This is a genomic window from Streptomyces sp. NTD91 (assembly GCF_059510455.1).
In genome coordinates this window covers 278,874-297,833 of sequence record NZ_JCAJZW010000004.1, presented here as the reverse complement: position 1 = coordinate 297,833, position 18,960 = coordinate 278,874, and the positions used below count along the sequence as shown (strand labels likewise).

Here is an 18,960-nt window from a genome sequence, read left to right as displayed (position 1 = left end):
AGGTGGGAGGTGGTGCAGGTGCCGGTCGGGGCGTACGACTGTGACGTGCTCGTGGTCGGTGGGGGGATCGTCGGGCTGTCCACGGCGTATGCGATCACCCGGGCCGCGCCGGGTACGGCGGTCACCGTGCTGGAGAAGGAGCCGGGCCCGGCCCGGCACCAGACGGGCCGCAACAGCGGGGTGATCCACAGCGGGATCTACTACCGCCCGGGCTCGCTCAAGGCGCGGTACGCGGTGCGGGGTGCCGCCGAGATGGTGAAGTTCTGCGCCGAGTACGGCATCGCGCACGCCGTCACCGGCAAACTGATCGTCGCCACGGAGCGGGAGGAGCTGCCCCGCCTGCACGCACTCGTGCAGCGCGGCCGGGAGAACGGGATCCCGGTCCGCGAGCTGGGCTCCGCGCAGATCGGGGAGTACGAGCCCGAGGTCCGCGGCCTCGCCGCCATACACGTCGGCACGACGGGGGTGTGCGACTTCGTCGGAGTGGCCCGGCAGCTGGCGCGGGCCTCCGGCGCCGAGATCCGCTACGGCGCCCGGGTCGTCCGGATCGACCGCCGCCCGGAGCGCGGCGTGGCCGTCCTCACCGCGGGCGGGGAGGTCGTACGCGCGCGCGTGCTGGTCAACTGCGCCGGGCTCCACTGCGACGAGGTGTCCCGGCTGACCGGGGACGAGCCCGGGGTGCGGATCGTGCCGTTCCGCGGGGAGTACTACGAGCTGGCGCGGCCGGAGTTGGTGCGCGGGCTGGTCTATCCGGTGCCGGACCCGGCGTTCCCGTTCCTCGGGGTCCATCTGACCCGGGGCATCGACGGCGGCGTGCACATCGGGCCCAACGCGGTGCCGGCCCTGGCCCGGGAGGGGTACGGCTGGGGGGTCGTACGCCCCCGGGAGCTGGCCGGGACCCTGGCGTGGCCGGGATCGTGGGCGATCGCCCGGCGGCACTGGAGATACGGCGCCGGGGAGCTGCACCGCTCGCTGTCCAAAGGGGCGTGCCTGGAGGCGGTGTGCCGGCTTCTGCCCGCGGTGCAGGCCGACGACCTGGTGCGGGCCCAGGCCGGAGTGCGGGCCCAGGCGGTGCTGCGGGACGGCACGCTGGTCGACGACTTCCTCATCCGGGAGGGAGCCCGGGCCGTGCATGTGCTCAACGCGCCGTCCCCGGCGGCCACCGCCTCCCTGCCGATCGGGCGGGAGATCGGACGCCGGGTGCTGGACATGCTCGGGAAGGCACCCGCGTAGGGGCCCGTAAAATCGGAAGCACTGTGTCTGACTCCCTCAACGTCCCCGAAGCCCCCACGCCCGTGCCCCACACCCCCGGCGTGCCCGTCCGGCACAGCCGGGCCAAGGGAGAGCCGCGGTTTCCGGACGGTCCCAAGGCCGATCCCGCCGGATCGCACTTCGAGCGGCGGATCCGCAGCTTCCAGCCGCGGCGCAGCCGGGTGACCGCCGGGCAGGCGGACGCGCTCCAGCGGCTGTGGCCCGAGTGGGGCCTCGACATCGACGGACAGCGGGTCATCGACCTGGCCGAGCTGTTCGGCAACGACGGACCGGTCGTGCTGGAGATCGGGTTCGGGATGGGCGAAGCCACCGCGCGGATGGCCGCCGCCGACCCGGACACCAACATCCTCGCCGTCGACGTGCACACCCCGGGTCAGGGCAATCTGCTCGCTCTCGCCGACCGCAACGGCCTGTCCAACGTCCGGGTGGCCAACGGGGACGCGATCATCCTGCTCAGGGAGATGCTCACGTCCGACTCGCTCGACGGACTCCGGGTGTACTTCCCGGACCCCTGGCCCAAGAAGCGGCACCACAAGCGGCGGCTCGTCCAGCCCGCGTTCCTCGACCTGGCCGCGACCCGGCTCAGGCCCGGTGCGATCGTGCACTGCGCGACCGACTGGGAGCCGTACGCCGAGCAGATGCTCGAGGTGCTCACCGCACACCCCGCGTTCGAGAACACACAGGCGGACGGCGGTTTCGCGCCGCGCCCCGGGTTCCGGCCGCTGACCCGTTTCGAGGGCCAGGGACTGGAGAAGGGACACGTGGTGAACGATCTGCTCTTCCGCCGCGTACCGCATCGGGGCGGCGGTCCCTCCGACCAGCAGGACTGCGATCAGTCCGGTCGGCAGGACCGATAAACAGCTCCAGCCCCTCGTCCCGCCACCGTTAGGGTCGATGCCGTGGCCACCAGTCCTCCCTTCCCGACGTGTCCCCCGGGCCCCCGCGGCCCCGCGCTGCGCCATCCGCACTGGTGGCAGCTCCGATGGGTGCGGTACGGGGCGCTGATCACCCTGCTGGCCATGTCCGGCCTGGTCATCCTGGCGCTGGTGCGTCGGCAGACCGGTACCGAGGGGTTCCTCGTCGGGCTCGGCCTCGCCGTGCTGCCCGTGCCGTGGCTCATAGCCGCCTTCCGGTGGCTGGACCGGGTGGAGCCGGGCCCCTGGCGGAACCTGGTGTTCGCCTTCGCCTGGGGAGCGTGCGCGGCGGCGCTGATAGCCATCGTCGCCAACAGCTTCGCGACCAAGTGGATAGCCACCGCCACCGCCGATCCGGCCAGTGCCGACACCCTGGGCGCCACCGTGATAGCGCCCATCGTGGAGGAGTCCGCCAAGGCCGCCGCCGTCCTGCTGGTCTTCCTCTTCCGCAGACGTGACTTCACCGGGATCGTCGACGGGGTGGTGATAGCGGGCATCACCGCCACCGGGTTCGCCTTCACCGAGAACATCCTCTACCTGGGCACGGCCTTCGGGGCCGACCAGGTCAGCGGCGGCGGCATCGCCTCCGTCACCGCCGCCACCTTCTTCGTGCGCATCGTGATGTCGCCGTTCGCGCACCCCCTGTTCACCACCCTCACCGGCCTGGGCTTCGGCGTCTCCGCGCTCTCCGCCGAGCGGCAGCGGGCCCGGCGGGTGCTGCTGCCGCTCGGCGGCCTGCTGCTGGCGATGAGCATGCACGCCTTCTGGAACGGCTCCTCCACCTTCGGCGAGTTCGGGTTCTTCGCCGTCTACGGCGGGTTCATGGTGCCCGTGTTCGGGCTGCTGACCTGGCTCGCTGTCTTCACGCGGCAGCGGGAGCTGCGTACCGTGCGCGAGGAGCTGCCGGCATACGTGCTGGCCGGGTGGCTGGGGCCGGCCGAGCCGTTCGCGCTCGGGTCGATGCGGGCGCGGCGCACGGCGCGGGACTACGCCCGGCACCACGGCGGCCGGCCTGCGGCGCGGGCCGTGGCCCAGTACGAGGCGTACGCCACCTCGCTCGCGTTCCTGCGGCACCGGGGACGCAAGGGGAAGGCCGGGGCCGACTTCGTCGTACGGGAGCGGGAACTGCTGGACGCGCTGTGGAAACGGCGCAACGTGGCGCGGTCGGCACTGGAGTACGCGGCCCGGGTGGCTCCGCAGGCGCGGGCGGTGTACGCGCCACCGGCGCCCCCGGCGTACCGGCCGGGGTACGGCCGTCCGGCGGCGCCCTACTCCGCTCACAACCCGTATCGGTCGTAGCCGGCAGGGTTGCCCGAGCACCGCTGGACCGGGCCGTCGTCACTGAGCGCGGGCGCGCCCGGAACGGCTCGGCGGCGGCAGGAGATCAGGCCGAGGCCTCCGCCAGCCGTGCCACCTCCTTGTCCGTCAGCTCCAGGTCGACCACGCCCAGCAGCGCCGGGAGCTGTTCCACCGTGCGGGCCGAGGCGATCGGGGCGGTGATCGTGGGCTGGGCGGCGAGCCAGGCGAGGGCGACCGTGGCGACGGGCGCGTCGTGGGTGGCGGCGATCTCGTCCAGGGCCGCAAGGACCTTCCGACCGCGCTCGGAGTCGGCGTACTCCTGGGCCCGGCCCGCGCGGGCGCTGTCCACCTCGGTGCCGGGGCGGTACTTGCCGGTCAGAAAGCCCGCGGCAAGGGAGAAGTACGGCACCGCGGCCAGGTGCTCCTCGGCGACCAGGTCCCGCAGCGGGCCCTCGTAGGTGTCGCGGGAGACCAGGTTGTAGTGGGGCTGGAGGGCGACATAGCGGGCCAGGCCCTCGCGGTCGGAGAGGTCGAGCGAGGCCTTCAGCCGCTCCGGACTGATGTTGGAGGCGGCGATGTACCGGACCTTGCCCGCCCTGACCAGCTCGTCCAGCGCGCCGATGATCTCCTCGACGGGGATCTCGGGCTTGTCGAAGTGGGTGTAGTAGAGGTCGATGTGGTCGGTGTCCAGGCGACGCAGGGAGGCGTCGGCCGCGGCCTTGATGTTGGCGGCGGACAGCCCCTGGTACTCGGGGTGCTGGCTGACCTTGGTGGCGATGACGACGCGGTCGCGGTTGCCGCGGGACTTGATCCACTTGCCGAGGACCGTCTCGGACTCGCCGCCCTTGTGCCCCTCGATCCAGGCCGAGTAGGAGTCGGCGGTGTCGATGAAGTTGCCGCCGGCCTCCGCGTAGGCGTCGAGGACGGCGAAGGAGGTCTCCTCGTCCGCGGTCCAGCCGAAGACGTTGCCGCCCAGGCAGAGCGGAAAGACCTCGAGGTCGGAGGAGCCGAGTGTGCGCAGAGAAGTCATGCTCCAAGTCAACGCCGGCGGTGGATGACCGCATTCCACCACCGGCGTCGGAATCCCGCGAAAAGAGCAGTGGGGCTCAGGGGTTGAGGCCCTTGGCGCGCAGCCAGGGCGCCGGGTCGACGGCGGCGGCCTGCCCGTTCGGGTGGACCTCCAGATGCAGGTGCGGGCCGGTGACGTTGCCGGTGGCGCCGACGCGGCCGATGACCTGGCCCGTGGAGACCTTCTGGCCGACGGAGACGTTGATCGAGGACTGGTGGCAGAACCACAGCTCAGTGCCGTCGTCCAGGGTCAGCACGGTGCGGTAGCCGTAGGCACCGGCCCAGCCGGCCTCGGTGACCGTGCCGCTGTGGATGGCCTTGATGAGGGTGCCGGTGGGGGCGGCGAAGTCGAGACCGGTGTGGTAGCCGGAGGACCACATCGCGCCCGGCTCCCCGAAGGTGCCGGTGATCGTGTACGAGACGACCGGCAGGGTGTACTCCTTGGCCAGCTCGGCCAGCCGCTTGGCCTCGGCGGCCTTCTTGGCGTCGGCCTCCGCCTTCTCCTTGGCGGCGGCTGCCTTGGCGGCGGCCTCCTTCTCCGCCTTGGCGGCCGCGTCGGCGATCTGCTTCTCGGTGGCGGCGAGCGTGGCGGCGGTGGCCTTGCTGTCGGCCTGGCCCCGCTGCTGCTCGGCCTGGGCCATGATCCGGTTGCGCAGGGCCTCGGCGGCGTTGCCGCTGTCGGCGCTGTCGGTGGTGGTGCCGACCTTGCTGAGCCCGGTGGCGGTCGCCTCGGGCGTGTGGGAGGAGCCGCCGAAGAGGTGCTCGACGGAGTCCAGGTCCGGCAGCGAGATGGAGACGGGCGGCTTGCCGGTGTTGGCGCTGGCCATGCCGCCCGCGCCGACCGCGGCCATCACGCCGACGCCGAGAACGGTGGAGCTGCGCGCGAAGCCGCCACGCTGCTTGGCGACCCGGTGCCGGCCGCGGACCGGGACGACGGAGTCCTCGGTGGGGTTCCACTCCTCCCAGGGCCCCTCCTCGGCGCGGTAGGCGCCGTAGCCGAAGGTTTCCGGGTCGGCTTGCGGGGGCATGAACGGAGCTTGTGGGGCGGGCCGGTTGGACGCCACTCGGGCGTACTCCTTTCCTTCCTCCGCCTACCGGGTTAGCTGACGGGTTCGGAGCAGGAAGGTCTCCTACGCACGTATACGAGACGTGGACTCTGCGAGTTCACGTCGGCATCCGCGTGATTCACCCCAAGATGGTGGTTCCCCGGTTCCCTCGCGGGATTCGGCGCGTGCGCACGGAGCCGCCTCTTGTGACGGCTGGGACGACCGCGCTGCGTTATCGAACGTTAATAGACCTGCCAGGCACTTTCCAAGCCGTTCGGCTTGATCATTAACGTTCACGGTCGCGGACTTACCGGTCAGGAGCACAGCAAAACGGGCGAGTTGACCGGCATCCAGCAGTGTCGGCGTTTTTGATGGTGTCTCAGATGTTATGCGGAGGGCGGTCGTCCGCTCACCCTCGGTGAGGGGTGGCCGGGGGTGTCGTCGGGCCGCCCGCCGATGGGTGTATGCTGGAGTCACAACGACGCGGGGTGGAGCAGCTCGGTAGCTCGCTGGGCTCATAACCCAGAGGTCGCAGGTTCAAATCCTGTCCCCGCTACTGAAGACTCAGGGCCGGAAACCACGGTGGTTTCCGGCCCTGAGTGTCATCCCAGCAGGTGGCCGTTCGCCGCCTTGGCGAGATCCTCCAGCTCCGGCAGGACGACCACCTGCGCACCCCCGTCGACGAGGACTCCGGTCCCGTCGGCCTCCGCCACGAACGTGTCCGGCTCCCGCCATGCCGTGACCACCCGCCGTACCCCCGCCCGGAGGATCAGCTCGGCGCAGGGCACGGGCCGCGAGGCGCGCCGGGCGCAGGGCTCCAGGCTGCTGTAGACGGTGGCGCCGGCCAGCCGTGGGTCGGCCGGATCGAGCTTCGCCAGCGCGGCCTCCTCCGCGTGGACCGCCGCGTCCCCGCCCTCCCGCGAGTGGCCGCGGGCCAGCTCCGTACCGTCGGCGGCGACCACGACCGCACCGACGCTGAACGCCGTCTTCGAGGGCGGGCACAGCGCGGCCAGCTCGCAGGCGGTGCGCAGCCAGTGCCGGTCGGCGGCGGTGGGGAGCGGCCCGCTGCCGGGGGCGGTGGGCTCGTACCGCATGAGGACCACGTCCTCGATGCGGCGGGTCTCGGTGAGCCGCAGCCGTCCGGCCTGGTAGCCGCCGGGCCCGAACAGGCGGGGCGCGGCCGGGTCGCCGACGAACAGCGGCGCGAGGACCAGCTGGAGTTCGTCGGCGAGGCCCAGCCGCAGCAGCTGGGTGTGGACCGTGCCGCCGCCCTCGACCATCAGCCGCCGCACCCCGCGGACGTCGTGCAGGTGGGACAGCAGGGCTCGCCAGTCGAGGTCCGGGCCGAGCGGGACGACGCCGGCGACGTCACCGACCCGGCGGGTGGCCCGCTCCGCCCCCTCGTCGGTGGTGTAGACGAGCTTGTCGCCGCCGGTGTGCCAGAACCGCGCGTCGGGATCGAGGTCGCCGGTGGCGGTGACGGTCACCTTCAGCGGGTACTCCGGCCGGCCCGCCCGGACCCGGGCCGCGCGCCGCTCGGCGGAGTTGACCAGCAGCCGCGGGTTGTCGGCACGGATCGTGCCGGCGCCGACGAGGATGGCGTCGGCGCGGGCCCGTACCGCGTCGACCCGGTCGAAGTCGGCCGGGCCGGACAGCAGCAGCCGGTCGGGTCCGGTGTCGTCCAGGTAACCGTCGAGGGAGACGGCGGCGGACAGCAGCACGTACGGGTACGACATCGGCGCGGTCTCCCTGCGGGTCGGCGAAGCGGCGCTTGGTTCAAGTTTGAAACAAACTTACACTGGCGGCATGACGACCCGCTGGCTCAGCCCCGAGGAACTGCGCGCCTGGCGCGCGTATCTCGCCGCGACGCGCCTCCTGGAGGACGTCGTCGACCGACAGCTCCAGCAGGACGCCGGCATGCCCCACCTGTTCTACTCCGTGCTGGCCAACCTCTCCGACGCGCCCGACCGGCGGCTGCGGATGACCGATCTCGCCGAGACACTGAAGATCACGCGCAGCCGGCTGACGTACGCGGTGACCCGTCTCGAGAGGGACGGCCTGGTACGCCGGGAGGACTGCCGCCGGGACAGGCGCAGCAGCATCGCCGTCCTGACGGACGCGGGCATGGCCGTACTGGAGCGTACGGCGCCCGGGCACGTCGAGACCGTGCGCGCCACCCTGTTCGACCGGCTCACGCCGGAGCAGGTCGGGCAGCTGGAGGAGATCTGCAGCGGGATCGCGCGCGCCCTGCAGGGCGAGGACCCCGCACCCCGGGCGGAGGACGTGCCCTGGCGGCGCCGTTCGTCCTGCTCCTCCCCGGATTCCCCGGTCGGCGGGGACTGATTGCTTTAACTTTTAAGCATGCGGTAGGGTCCTGTGCGTATCGCTGCTTCAAATCTGAAGCAACTGCCTTCGGAGGGATCCGCATGCCCGACATCCCCGCCGCCACGCCACGCGCCCGTGTCCGGGTACCGCTGCGCTTCCACGACGGCTACGGCGTCGACGCCGAACTCGTCACCTTCCACGGCCTGGCCGACGGGCAGGAGCACGTCGCCGTCGTCCTCGGCGACCCGGCGCCGGGCACCGTCCCGCTGGTGCGGCTGCACTCCGAGTGCCTGACCGGCGACGTCTTCGGCTCGGCCCGCTGCGACTGCGGACCACAGCTGCGCGAGGCGGTCGAGCGCATCGCCGACCGCGGCGGCGTCCTGCTCTACCTCCGCCAGGAGGGCCGCGGCATCGGCCTCTACAACAAGCTCGACGCCTACGCCCTCCAGGACCGGGGCCTCGACACCTACGCGGCGAACGCCGCGCTCGGCCTGCCGGAGGACGCCCGCGACTACACGGCCGCCGCGCAGATGCTCACCGCCCTGGGCATCGGCGAACTGGACCTGCTGTCCAACAACCCCGACAAGGCCGAGCAGTTGCGCGCCCTGGGCGTCACCGTCCGGGACCGGGTGCCGACCGGCGTCTTCACCACGCCCCACAACGTCCGCTACCTCCGCGCGAAGGTCCTCCAGACCCGCCACACGCTGCCGTTGACGGAGCTGGGGGTGGGCTGAACCGGGGAGGCCCCTCGCACATCCTCACCCGCGCCCCCCGCTCTCCGGCGCCCCGGAAGGGCCAGGGCCGGGAGGGCCGACAGCGCCAGCAGTGTCGCCGCGACCGTGTACGCCGTGCGGAAGCCGGACGGATGCGGGCCCGCAGCGGCGACGACCACCGAGAGTACGGCCGTGCCGACGGACGCGCCCAGCTGGGCGTCGGTGCTCAGCGCGGTGCTCGCCCCGGCCAGCCGGTCCCGGGTCAGGTCACGGCTCGCGGTGGTCGTCGTCGGCAGCAGCACCATGCCGGTGCCGACCCCCGTGACCACGGCCGACCCGACCATCCGCCAGTGCGCGACCCCGGGCACCCCGGCCTGCCGGGCCGTCAGCGCCATGCCGAGGGCGGCCTGGCGCCGATCCGGGCCATGGCCCAGGCGGCGGTCGGGACGACGGCGGCCAGCGCGGGCGGTACGCCGTGGTGGCCCACTGGACGGTCGCCGGCGAGGCGCCGAAGGCCTGCGAGAGCCGGCACAGGGCCACGTTGACGATCGTCGTGTCGAGCACGGCCATCACCGTGCCGATGACGGTGACGGCCGGGGTGCGGTTCAAGCCGTGGCCGAATCCGGGCGGGTCGTCCCCTCGACGGGCGCGTTCGTACGCATCTCCACCGCCTCCCCCCTGTCCCGCTCTCAGCCCGCGTACGGACGCTCGGCTCGTGCGACCCGCAACGCCCGTGCCCACCAGGCGAGTTGACCGAGCATGCCCTTGGCGGCGCCGGCGCACACGGCCGCGTCCCGCGGGGTGCCGTCCTCGCCGAGGCCGGACCAGGGACCGTGCAGGCTGACCGAGTCGCGCACGGTCGTCGCGTGCAGTTCGGCGAAGACCAGCCGGAGTTGCTCGACCGCGCGCAGCCCGCCGCCGAGGCCGCCGTACGAGACGAAGCCCACCGGCTTGGCCCGCCACTGGGCGTGGTGCCAGTCGATGAAGTTCTTCAGGGACGCCGGAAAGCTGTGGTTGTACTCGGGCGTGACGACGACGAACGCGTCCGCGGCGGCCAGCCGCGGCGAGATGTCCCGCAGCGCGGCCACGGCCTCGGGGCTCGGCTTGCCACCCCAGTCGGGCAGCACCAGCGGCAGGTCGATCCCGGCGAGGTCGATGACGTCGAGGTCGAGGCCGGCGTCACCGGCGGTGGTACTGAGGAACCAGCCGGCCACGGCCCGGCCCTGTCGGCCTTCCCGGACGCTGCCCACGACGACCGCGACACGCAGCGGGGCTTCGGCGGCAGCAGCAGCGGCATCGGCATCGGCATCGGCATCGGCTGGGACAGCGTTCTCGCTGGTGACAGACATAGGTGTCCCCCTTGTCATGGCGTGGGGCCGTCCTGTGCGGCCTCTCCTGTTCAGGAAAGTACAACGAGCGTTGTAAGAAGTACAACGGTCGTTGTAAGTCGGATAGAGTGGCGGGCCTGAGGAGCAGGGAGGCGGCGTGGGCGAAACGAACGAGGCCCGGACGGCACGGGCGCGACGCGAGGTCTCACCGCGCAGGCTCGAGAAGCAGATGGCGATCGCGAGCGCGTCCTGCACGGTCTTCGGCCGCGAGGGCTACGCGCGCGCCTCGGTCGACGCGCTGGCCGCCGAGGCCGGCGTCTCCACGCGCACGCTCTACAACCACTTCCCCGGCGGCAAGGCACAGCTCTTCCAGACCGTGGTGACCTGGACGTCCAGCGACGTCCGGGACGCCCAACTGGCTTGCCTGCGAGCCGTTCTGGACCCCGAGCGGCCACCACGCGCCGAGGACCTGGAGCGCGATCTGGTCGCCCTGGCCCGCGGGTTCGCCGGGCTCATGACCGACTACCCGAACCACTTCGCCCTCGTCCGGCACATCCACGCCGAGGCCGACCATGTGCCGCCCGAGGTCCGGAAGGCCTGGCACGAGGCGGGCCCGGGACCCGTCGGCCGGGCGGTCGCCGAGGCGATGGCCCGTCTCGAGGACGCCGGTCTGCTCGACGCGCACGGCGACGCGGCCATGACCGCCGCCCACTTCATGGCCCTGACGACCCACACGATCGTCCAGTCCACCCACTACGGCGTCCTCCCCCTCCCGCGGCCGGAGACGGACCGCCTGATCAGGTCCGGGGTGGCGGCGTTCCTGCGGGCCTACGGCCGGCAGGGCCGGGACTGACCGGGCGAGGCCCCGTTCGATACCCTCCGACCGGGCGAAGGCGGGCGCGAGGTTCCGGTGCCCTGTCAGCCGCGCGGTGCGTGGATCCGATCCAGGCCCGCGCGCAGGTCGTGGGCGAGCGTGGTGGCGTCGCCGGTCTTCCAGAAGTGCATGTAGAACAGGCGCGGCTGCTCGTACAGCAGGTGGTTGTGCAACTCGATGATGGTCACACCGTGCGCGCGCAGGGCGCGGATCACAGGGTTGACCTGGTCGGCGGTCATGGCGAAGTCGCCGTTGACCGCAGCCCGCCCACCGCCGAGCGGCTGGAACATCAACAGCGTCGAGGCTTCCATCAGGTACGGCAGCGTGATCCCGGCACGGGTGTCCGTGACGGACCGGGAGACCGGGACGTGGTACTGGAGGACGCCGTTCTCGTTCTCGCCCTTCGCCCCGATGACGCGGTCCAGCCCGGCGACGTCGAGCGCGATCGGCCGCTCGGCACCCGTCTTCCGGCTCAGGGGCATGCCGGTCGTGGCGAGGGCCCCGTGGAGGGTGTGGGCGATCCGCACGGCGTCGCCCAGTGCCCGGTAGTGCAGCCACCACAGGCGCGGGGTCTCGTCCTGGAGGTGCTTGTGCAGCGCGGTGACCTCCACCCCGCCCTCCTGGAGGCGGTCGACGACCGTGCCCACCTCGCCGTCGGTGAGCGTGACCTCGCCGATCATCAGCGTCCGGCCGCCGCCCGCGGGGTGGAAGGACGCCTCGGCGTTCAGCTCCATGCCCGGGTTCTCGGTCACCCCGGCGTTGACCACGTGCAGGTCGGTGCGCAACCACTCGGCGGTGTGCACGTTCTGGTCCTCGGTGGTCAGCGGCTGCCCGATCGCACGGCCCACGGCGTTCCAGTCGGTGCCGGGCGTCTGGCCGGAGGCGGTGCCCAGCGTCAGCGCGAGGGTGGTGGCGAGGGCCGCGGCTCCGGCGGCGACGACGGTCGTGGCGGGGCGCCGGAACGGCTTGCGGTGAGCCATGGCTGGCCTCCTGGTCGTGCATCGGGGGTCACCCGAAGGCGTGGGGTCGCTCCCTTCCCAGAGCACCACGCACCTGCCCTCGGCGCGCGCCGGGAGCCGCCTCCCGTCTGCCGCACGCACGTCCCGCCGGCACGCCGACGCCCGGGCGGGAAGCCGGTGTCGTCACCGGCCGGCGCATCTACCCCTCGACGAACGTGACGGTCTCGGCAAGCGGCGCCCGGCCCGTACGGGCGTAACCCACCGTCGTGTCCTCGAACCCGATGGACATGCCGCAGAAGAGGACGAGGTCGTCCGGTGGTGACAGGACCTCCGCGACAGTCCTGCGATACACCGACCACGCCATCTGCGGGCAACTGTGCAGCCCTTCGGCGCGCAGAAGCAGCATGACGGTCTGCAGGTACATGCCGATGTCCGACCATTGAGGCCGGCCCATGTCACGGTCGATGTAGCAGAACAGGGCGGCGGGCGCACCGAAACAGTCCCAGTTCGCAGCGGCGGCCCGCTGGCGCGCCTCCCAGTCCTCGCGCGCGATACCGAGTGCGCTGTAGCGCTCATGGCCGAAGGCGGATCGGCGCTCATGGTACGGAGACTTCAGCGCGGGCGGGTACATCTCGTACTCTCGCTCGTCCCATGGGTCGCCCGCCGCCACGCGCTCGCCGGCGCGCCTCTTGAGTTCGGCCAGCGGACCACCGGTCACCACGTAGGCGCGCCACGGCTGGAGGTTCGATCCGGACGGCGCCCAGGCCGCGGCGGACAGCACCCGCTCCAGCACCTGCCTCGGGACAGGTCGGCCGGTGAATCCGCGCACCGCCCGTCGGCTCGTGACCGCCTCATAGACATCCAAGATCATCTGCCTCTTTCGTCCGCTCCATCTGCCCGCTCAGTGACCATCCGGGACCGCCGGGCCCACCGGCACCAGCGCATCCAGAGCCATGGCTGCGGTCGGCCGTCGCGACGTCCACGGGCCCGTCCCACCCCGAGAGTCGTGACCCGTCCGTCCCGGCGGGACCACATGGGTGCATGCGCGTTCCCCGTCCCCGCCCGGCCGTGGGCTCGGGTGGCCGCAGCCGGACCCCGTCCGACTCGGGCCGCCGCACCCGGCGGGGCAGGGAAGAAGGCTGCCGGGCCGGGACGGGACACCCAGGGGGGCGGGGGACGTCAGGAGAGCCAGTCGGTGTACCGGGTGGCGGCGAGGTGGGCGTCCTTGTCGGTGAGAACGTCGCCCTTGACGACGGCGAACATGCCGGCGGTGGGGTCGGTCACGACGGTGCGGCTGTCGCCCCTGTGGGAGAGGGTGATCCGGCCCAGCTCGTCCAGGGTGAAGATCTCGGGGCCGGCGATGTTGCGGATGCCGTTCAACGGGGCACCGACGGCGACCTCCGCCACCGCGGCGGCCACGTCCTTGGAGGCGATGGGCTGGATGGGCGTGGCGGGCAGCCGGACGGTGTCGGCGTCGGCGGTCCAGGACATGGCGGCGTCCATGAACTCCATGAACTGCGTGGCTCGGACGATCGAGTAGGGGATCGGCCCGGCCGCGAGGAGCTTCTCCTGCAGCACCTTGGCACGGTAGTAGTCCAGCTCCGGCACCTGGTCCACGCCGACGATCGAGAGGACGACGAAGTGGCCGACACCGCCCTTCCGGGCCGCCGCCAGAAGGTTGTCCATCGAGGTCTGGAAGAAGGACAGGGAGGCTTCGTCGAAGGTCGGGGAGTTCGTCAGGTTGACGACGACGTCGGCTCCCGCCATCGCCTCGTCCAGCCCCTGACCGCTGATGATGTCGACTCCGGTGGACTTCGAGTGCGGTACCGCCTCGTGTCCGGCGGCGTTCAGGTTCTTGACGACCTGCGACCCGATCAGTCCGGTACCGCCGATGACTGCGATCTTCATGACATGCCTTTCGTGGGGATTACATGCGCAATATGGCATATGAACCGCTATGTGGACGCGACATGAAACGGTTCGTCGATCGATCACGGACCGGCGGCGTCAGGGACCGCCGACGAACGTGACCGTCTCGTCGAGCGGCGCCCGGCCTGTGCGGGCTTCCTCTGCTGCGACGTCTTCAAATCCGATGGACATGCCGCAGAAGAGGATGAGGTTCTCCGCAGGCGACAGGACCTCCGCGACGGTCCTGCGGTACTCCGACCACGCCATCTGCGCGCAGCTGTGCAACCCTTCAGCGCGCAGCAGCAGCATGACGGTCTGCAGGAACATGCCGACGTCGGACCACTGGGCCCGGCCCAGGTCGCGGTCGATGTAGCAGAACAGGGCGGCGGGCGCTCCGAAGCAGTTCCAGTTCTCCGTCGCGGCCCTCCGGCGTGCCTCCCAGTCCTCGCGGGCGATGCCGAGTGCGCCGTAGCGCACCCTGCCGAAGTCGGACCGGCGCTCGCGGTACGGGGACTTCAGGTCGGCTGGGTACATCTCGTACTCCCGCTCGTCCCAGGGGTCGCCTGCAGCCAGGCGCTCGCCGGCGCGTTTCTTGATCTCGGCCAGCGGCCCGTCGGTCACCACGTAGGCCCGCCACGGTTGGATGTTCGATCCGGACGGCGCCCAGGCCGCGGCGGACAGCACGCGCTCCAGCGTCTTCCTCGGAACAGGTTGGTCGGTGAATCGGCGCACCGCTCGTCGGCTCGTGACCGCCTCGTAGACGTCCATGATCACCCGCCTCCATCTCTCGTCGGGTTCATCTTCATCACACTCAAAACCGTATCACTCGATACCGTATCGTGTGCAACTATTGTCGAGCATGAATCCCCAGCCCCGGCTCCCCGCCTCGGGCGCCGTTCCTTGGAGAAACCCATGGCCACGCTGCTGCACATCGACTCGTCCGTGTTCCCGGGCGAGGCGTCCTCGTCCCGTTCGGTCACAGCCGCCTTCCGCAAGACCTGGGAGGAACAGCACCCGGAGGGCACAGTGATCTACCGCGACCTGGCCGCCGACCCTGTCCCGCACATCACCGCCGCCGCATGGTCCGCCGGTTACGCCGCCCCCGCCGAGCGCACCCCGGAGCAGTCCGCCGCGTTCGCCGCGCGAGTGAAGCTCATTGAGGAGCTGGAGGAGGCGGACGCGGTCCTGATCGGCGCCCCCATGTACAACTTCTCGATTCCCTCGACCCTCAAGGCATGGCTGGACAGCGTGCTTCTGCTCGGCCGCACCGCGGGCGAGACGCCCTCCGCCCAGGGCACCCCGGTCATCGTCGTCGCCAGCCGCGGCGGCTCCTACGCTCCGGGCACCCCGCGCGAGGGCTACGAGTTCGTACAGAACTACCTGGAGGCCGTCCTGAAAAACACCCTCGGCCTGGACCTCGACTTCATCGTCCCGGAACTCACCATGGCCCCCCGCAATCCGGCCATGTCAGACCTGGTCCCCCTCTACGAGGCGTCCCACAACCGCGCCTTCGAGGACGCGACCGCCAGGGCCAAGGCACTCGCGGAGCGCCTCGCCGCGTAACCCCAGACCGTGGACGCCGTGTGACACTCTGCCCACGAGGTCACACGGCGTCTTCTCCGACGGTGCCCGTGGCGCCCGGCACCTGAGGGCAGGTAACCCGGCCCTGAGGGCGGCCGGGGTTCAGCCTGTCGGCAGGGCGCGCATCGAGACGACGATGATGCTCGGCGAAGGTGAAGAGCACACCGCCGACCACGTACGCGGGCGGCGCCAGCGCGGACGACTCGGCGCCCCGTCGGCGACGAAGCCCCGACCGACCGCCGCCGCCGCCGCCGGGGGCAGGCTCGCGACGACGGCTCCAGCCGTCAAGGCCGGTTTCGCCGCGGAAGCCGCATGAGACCTGGTGCCGCGGCAGGCAACGTTTGCCCGTCGAGGAGCGGCGTCCGGTGCGTGCTCTCGGCGTGCCGGGTGCACGCCCTCGTACTGGCTGTACTTGGGTTTGTGCCCGGTGCGGCGAGTGGGGGCACCTCCCACGCCCTTGAGGCAGTGGGGGAGCGTGCCGGGCGTCGCGACGGGGCGAACGTTGCCTGTTGCGGCACTAGCGTGCCGACGCGGCCGGCAACCGGTGCGCCCGCGCGCTTACGCCTCGCCGTCTGCCGGATGAGCAAGCCGGGTCAGCAGTTCCGTCAGCTTCTCAGGCTCGCCGGGCCCCAGTTCGGCAACCAGACGCTCAGCGAGCGGCTCCGCCGCCACATGGACCGCGTCGAAGAGCTCCAGCCCCTGAGGAGTGATCTCCACGGCCCGCACCCGCCGGTCCCCCGGAACGGCCTTGCGTACGGCCAGACCCTTCCGCTCCAGGTCGTCCACGACCCGCATGATTCCCGCCTTGTCCGACCCCGTCGCCGCCACCAGATCCCGCTGCACCGTGGGCCCGTGATTGACCAGCTCGATCAACACCGCGAAATGCCGCAACTCGACGCCGAGCGGCCGAAGCGCCTCCCCCATCACCGAGGCCGCGCGCCAGTGCGCCCGACGCAGCAGCAGACCGAGAGCGAAAGGCGAGGCATCCCCGGGGCGGTCGGTCGCACGCGAGGCGGTGGTCTGCTGAGGAACGTCGGAGGCCATGAGGCCAGGCTACTTCATTCGATACGGTATCGTTCGAAACCAAATCGGGCTGTGCCTGGGCCCCGGCCAAGGTCGGCACACTGCCGTACGCGGCCGTACCACCAGCCCCGCCAGGACCGACCGGCCGGCCGAGCCGCCCAGCCGGTCGCGCGGTACGCGCCGGCCGGTCCCGCGCCGCTCCGTCCCGAAGGCCGGCACAGCACGGACGGCCGCCAGCAACATATCCGGCCCTCGTCCCGTCTTCCCGGCCTCGCGCCGTGGCCTGGAGATCGTGCTGCGAGGGGTCCGGCAGGCGCTGTGGGCCGAAACCTGCGATGAGACGGGCGAGGCCGTCTCCGGGTCGGAGGATCCCCGAGTTCCCGTTCACCGCACGTGACAGGGCGCGGGAGGCCCGTGCGGGACGTCGCCGCGCAGGAGGGCGTCTTCGGCGGCGAGCAGGGCGCGGGTCGCTGCGGGCTTCCCGCCCACGGCGGCGAACGCGCGGGCATGGGTGATGTGGAGCAGCGCCCCGGTCCGGCCGTCGACGCGGCCCGGGCCACGGGTCGGTGCGCTCTCGACGGTCGACGCAGTGGCGGGGTCGCTCGGGGCCCGGTGGGCGAGGGCGCGCATCATCCGGCGGCCTGGTCGTGCGGGTCGGCTCCGCAGGCGAGTTGGCAGCGGCCTGGTAGTAGCGGTGGGCCGCACCTTCCGGGCCGAGGTCGTGGTGCTTCCGGCTGCGAGACAGGCGAGTTCTGAGACCGCTCGGAAAGTTGCCCGGCGTGAGTCCGGCCCCGCAAAGGAAACAGCGCCCGAGCCGGCCGAAGCCGCCCCGGACGCTGCCCAGCAGGTCAAAGAGCATGCAGCCCGCCTGCGAACCGTAGGCCCTGTGGGACTCGAACCCACAACCAATGGATTAAAAGTCCACTGCTCTGCCAATTGAGCTAAGGGCCCAGGCGATGTTGCCTGTCCGAGCATAGCCGGACGAGGCCGTGTCTCCGATCGGGTATCGGCGACACGGCCGCGTCATGAGGGGACCAAGGCTCCGGATGGTCACTTTTCGACCAGGTTCGGGGCAGGGGCCCGGTCCGCGCTGAGGAACCAGTGGCGGGCCGAGGCGAGCCACCAGGTCGCGGCGAAGCCGAGGACGACCAAAACGGCGACGGGGGCGTAGTTGAAGGTCTCCCAGGTGACCGGGGAGACCTGGGGGAGCATGAAGAGGATCGTGATGACGGCCACCCAGGTCACCGAGACGACCCCGATCAGGCCCGACCAGCGCCCCAGGTGCCACGGCCCGCGCTCGAAGGCGGCCCCCTTGCGGACCCGCAGGAACGTCGGGACCACGTACGCGATGTAGAGGCCGATGACGGCGATCGAGGTCACGGCGGCGTACGCCGTCGAGTTGATCAGGTACGGAAGGCCGAGGGCCAGGGCGGCCAGCGCGGCCAGCCAGACCGCGGCCACGGGGGTGCGGGTGCGCGGGCTGACCGTGTGCCAGACGTGGGAGAAGGGCAGCGCACCGTCGCGTGAAAAGGCGTAGATCATGCGGCTGTTGGCGGTCACCGACGCCATGCCGCAGAAGAGCTGGGCGCCGATCACGACCAGGAGCAGCAGCTTGCCCGCCGTCGCTCCCAGCGCGTCCAGAAGGATCTGGGCCGGGGGCGCGCCGGTCGGGGACGTCAGTTCCTTGTTGTACGACTGGATGGCGAAGGTGAAGCCCAGCAGCAGGACGAAGCCTGCGATCCACGACGTCCAGATCGAGCGGACGATGCCCCTCGGGCCGGCCGTGGAGGCGTCGTGGGTCTCCTCGGTCATGTGGGCGGAGGCGTCGTAGCCGGTGAAGGTGTACTGGGCCATCAGCAGGCCGAGCAGGACGACGTAGGTACCGCTGTGCCAGCCCGTCTCGTTGACGAACTTGGTGAACACGAACGCCGCCGACTGGTGGCGGTCGGGGACGAAGGCCAGCGCGCCGACGATCACGGCCACGCCCAGCACGTGCCACCACACGCTCACGTCGTTCAGGAACGCGACGATCCGGACGCCGAAGGTGTTCAGCAGGCCGTGGAGGACGAGGATGGCCGCGAAGAGCAGGACCGTGCGGCCCGGAGTCACCTCGAAGCCGAACTGCAGGTTCAGGTACGCGCCGAGGAAGGACGCCGCGCCGAAGTCGATGCCGGCGGTCACCGCGACCTGACCCAGCACGTTGAACCAGCCGGTGAACCAGGCCCAGGCCGCCGCCGAGCGCGGGGGCGCCAGGCGGTGGGCCCAGAAGTACAGGCCCGCCGAGGTGGGGTACGCCGAGCAGATCTCGGCCATCGACAGGCCGACGAACAGGGTCATCAGGCCGACGGCCACCCAGCCCCAGGTGATCACCGCGGGGCCGCCGGTGGTCATGCCGAAGAGGTAGAGGGTGAGACAGCCGGACAGCACCGAGATGATCGTGAAGGAGACGGCGTAGTTCGAGAACGCCGACATCCGGCGGGCGAGGACCTGGGTGTAACCGAGCTGGGCCAGCCGTTCCTCGTCCGACAGGCCACTCACTCGCGCGTCTTCTGTCATGCCCCCAGCAATTCCCCCGCCGACGGCGTGACATGCGTCACCGGGTGGCGAAAAAGGGCCCGTACGACCGAAGTCGTACGAGCCCTTCTCAGGT

General features: G+C 71.5%; 20 protein-coding genes, 2 tRNA genes and 1 riboswitch. Of the genes, 8 read left to right on the top strand and 14 right to left on the bottom strand.

Going from position 1 to position 18,960, the window contains the following annotated elements; all coding sequences use genetic code 11:
- Positions 1–9: 9 nt before the first annotated feature.
- The 3 genes from lhgO to AC5WRT_RS07435 are packed head-to-tail and all read left to right on the top strand — an operon-like array spanning position 10 to position 3,485.
- Positions 10–1,233, top strand: coding sequence for an L-2-hydroxyglutarate oxidase (gene lhgO, locus AC5WRT_RS07445; protein WP_496100025.1), 1,224 nt, complete (start codon positions 10–12; stop codon positions 1,231–1,233).
- A gap of 23 nt (positions 1,234–1,256) precedes the next feature.
- Positions 1,257–2,129: a tRNA (guanosine(46)-N7)-methyltransferase TrmB gene (gene trmB, locus AC5WRT_RS07440; protein WP_496092021.1), complete on the top strand. Its 873-nt coding sequence runs from the start codon at positions 1,257–1,259 to the stop codon at positions 2,127–2,129.
- 42 nt (positions 2,130–2,171) lie between these two features.
- Positions 2,172–3,485: a PrsW family intramembrane metalloprotease gene (locus AC5WRT_RS07435; protein ID WP_496092022.1), complete on the top strand. Its 1,314-nt coding sequence runs from the start codon at positions 2,172–2,174 to the stop codon at positions 3,483–3,485.
- An 85-nt stretch (positions 3,486–3,570) separates the two neighbouring features.
- On the opposite strand, the gene AC5WRT_RS07430 is transcribed toward AC5WRT_RS07435, so the two are convergent.
- Entirely contained in the window at positions 3,571–4,515 is a 945-nt protein-coding gene (locus tag AC5WRT_RS07430; protein WP_496100024.1) for an aldo/keto reductase, read from the bottom strand.
- Positions 4,516–4,591: 76 nt separating this feature from the next.
- Entirely contained in the window at positions 4,592–5,617 is a 1,026-nt protein-coding gene (locus tag AC5WRT_RS07425; RefSeq protein WP_496092024.1) for a M23 family metallopeptidase, read from the bottom strand.
- Between the two features lie 9 nt (positions 5,618–5,626).
- Positions 5,627–5,793: riboswitch (cyclic di-AMP (ydaO/yuaA leader) on the bottom strand.
- Between the two features lie 288 nt (positions 5,794–6,081).
- On the opposite strand from AC5WRT_RS07425, the gene AC5WRT_RS07420 reads away from it, so the two are divergent.
- Positions 6,082–6,155: transfer RNA gene (locus AC5WRT_RS07420), tRNA-Met, on the top strand.
- A gap of 46 nt (positions 6,156–6,201) precedes the next feature.
- Here the strand turns inward: AC5WRT_RS07420 and AC5WRT_RS07415 are convergent.
- Positions 6,202–7,335 carry a dihydrofolate reductase family protein gene (locus AC5WRT_RS07415; RefSeq protein WP_496092025.1) on the bottom strand — a complete coding sequence of 378 codons (1,134 nt, stop codon included), beginning with the start codon at positions 7,333–7,335 and terminating at the stop codon, positions 6,202–6,204.
- A 70-nt stretch (positions 7,336–7,405) separates the two neighbouring features.
- Between AC5WRT_RS07415 and AC5WRT_RS07410 the strand changes: the two genes are divergently transcribed.
- Both AC5WRT_RS07410 and AC5WRT_RS07405 read left to right on the top strand, forming a co-directional pair.
- Entirely contained in the window at positions 7,406–7,942 is a 537-nt protein-coding gene (locus AC5WRT_RS07410; protein WP_496092026.1) for a MarR family winged helix-turn-helix transcriptional regulator, read from the top strand.
- A gap of 83 nt (positions 7,943–8,025) precedes the next feature.
- Positions 8,026–8,658, top strand: coding sequence for a GTP cyclohydrolase II (locus tag AC5WRT_RS07405; protein WP_496092027.1), 633 nt, complete (start codon positions 8,026–8,028; stop codon positions 8,656–8,658).
- Here the strand turns inward: AC5WRT_RS07405 and AC5WRT_RS07400 are convergent.
- The 3 genes from AC5WRT_RS07400 to AC5WRT_RS07390 all read right to left on the bottom strand — a co-directional run bounded on the left by AC5WRT_RS07400 (position 8,592) and on the right by AC5WRT_RS07390 (position 9,986).
- Positions 8,592–9,032 carry a hypothetical protein gene (locus AC5WRT_RS07400; RefSeq protein WP_496100023.1) on the bottom strand — a complete coding sequence of 147 codons (441 nt, stop codon included), beginning with the start codon at positions 9,030–9,032 and terminating at the stop codon, positions 8,592–8,594. The genes AC5WRT_RS07405 and AC5WRT_RS07400 overlap by 67 nt on opposite strands.
- Positions 9,023–9,169 (bottom strand): hypothetical protein, encoded by a 147-nt coding sequence (locus tag AC5WRT_RS07395; RefSeq protein WP_496092029.1) that lies wholly within the window; start codon positions 9,167–9,169, stop codon positions 9,023–9,025. The genes AC5WRT_RS07400 and AC5WRT_RS07395 overlap by 10 nt, the downstream gene beginning before the upstream one ends.
- A gap of 157 nt (positions 9,170–9,326) precedes the next feature.
- Entirely contained in the window at positions 9,327–9,986 is a 660-nt protein-coding gene (locus tag AC5WRT_RS07390) for an NADPH-dependent FMN reductase (protein WP_496100022.1), read from the bottom strand.
- A 136-nt stretch (positions 9,987–10,122) separates the two neighbouring features.
- On the opposite strand from AC5WRT_RS07390, the gene AC5WRT_RS07385 reads away from it, so the two are divergent.
- Positions 10,123–10,818: a TetR/AcrR family transcriptional regulator gene (locus AC5WRT_RS07385; protein ID WP_496092031.1), complete on the top strand. Its 696-nt coding sequence runs from the start codon at positions 10,123–10,125 to the stop codon at positions 10,816–10,818.
- A gap of 65 nt (positions 10,819–10,883) precedes the next feature.
- Here AC5WRT_RS07385 and AC5WRT_RS07380 read toward each other — a convergent pair whose 3' ends face one another.
- The 4 genes from AC5WRT_RS07380 to AC5WRT_RS07365 all read right to left on the bottom strand — a co-directional run bounded on the left by AC5WRT_RS07380 (position 10,884) and on the right by AC5WRT_RS07365 (position 14,474).
- Entirely contained in the window at positions 10,884–11,819 is a 936-nt protein-coding gene (locus tag AC5WRT_RS07380) for an LppY/LpqO family protein (RefSeq protein WP_496092032.1), read from the bottom strand.
- Between the two features lie 178 nt (positions 11,820–11,997).
- A complete protein-coding gene (locus tag AC5WRT_RS07375) occupies positions 11,998–12,663 on the bottom strand; it encodes a nitroreductase (protein ID WP_496092323.1) in 666 nt (221 codons plus the stop codon).
- Between the two features lie 314 nt (positions 12,664–12,977).
- A complete protein-coding gene (locus tag AC5WRT_RS07370) occupies positions 12,978–13,706 on the bottom strand; it encodes an SDR family oxidoreductase (RefSeq protein WP_496092033.1) in 729 nt (242 codons plus the stop codon).
- A gap of 99 nt (positions 13,707–13,805) precedes the next feature.
- Positions 13,806–14,474 carry a nitroreductase gene (locus AC5WRT_RS07365; RefSeq protein WP_496092034.1) on the bottom strand — a complete coding sequence of 223 codons (669 nt, stop codon included), beginning with the start codon at positions 14,472–14,474 and terminating at the stop codon, positions 13,806–13,808.
- Between the two features lie 144 nt (positions 14,475–14,618).
- Between AC5WRT_RS07365 and AC5WRT_RS07360 the strand changes: the two genes are divergently transcribed.
- Positions 14,619–15,269: an FMN-dependent NADH-azoreductase gene (locus tag AC5WRT_RS07360; RefSeq protein ID WP_496092035.1), complete on the top strand. Its 651-nt coding sequence runs from the start codon at positions 14,619–14,621 to the stop codon at positions 15,267–15,269.
- Positions 15,270–15,845: 576 nt separating this feature from the next.
- On the opposite strand, the gene AC5WRT_RS07355 is transcribed toward AC5WRT_RS07360, so the two are convergent.
- The 4 genes from AC5WRT_RS07355 to AC5WRT_RS07340 all read right to left on the bottom strand — a co-directional run bounded on the left by AC5WRT_RS07355 (position 15,846) and on the right by AC5WRT_RS07340 (position 18,866).
- Positions 15,846–16,331: a MarR family winged helix-turn-helix transcriptional regulator gene (locus tag AC5WRT_RS07355; protein ID WP_496092036.1), complete on the bottom strand. Its 486-nt coding sequence runs from the start codon at positions 16,329–16,331 to the stop codon at positions 15,846–15,848.
- Between the two features lie 363 nt (positions 16,332–16,694).
- Positions 16,695–16,943 carry a hypothetical protein gene (locus tag AC5WRT_RS07350; RefSeq protein ID WP_496092037.1) on the bottom strand — a complete coding sequence of 83 codons (249 nt, stop codon included), beginning with the start codon at positions 16,941–16,943 and terminating at the stop codon, positions 16,695–16,697.
- Positions 16,944–17,188: 245 nt separating this feature from the next.
- Positions 17,189–17,261: transfer RNA gene (locus AC5WRT_RS07345), tRNA-Lys, on the bottom strand.
- A gap of 99 nt (positions 17,262–17,360) precedes the next feature.
- Complete coding sequence (locus tag AC5WRT_RS07340; protein WP_496092038.1) at positions 17,361–18,866, bottom strand: amino acid permease; 1,506 nt, start codon at positions 18,864–18,866, stop codon at positions 17,361–17,363.
- Positions 18,867–18,960 lie beyond the last annotated feature (94 nt).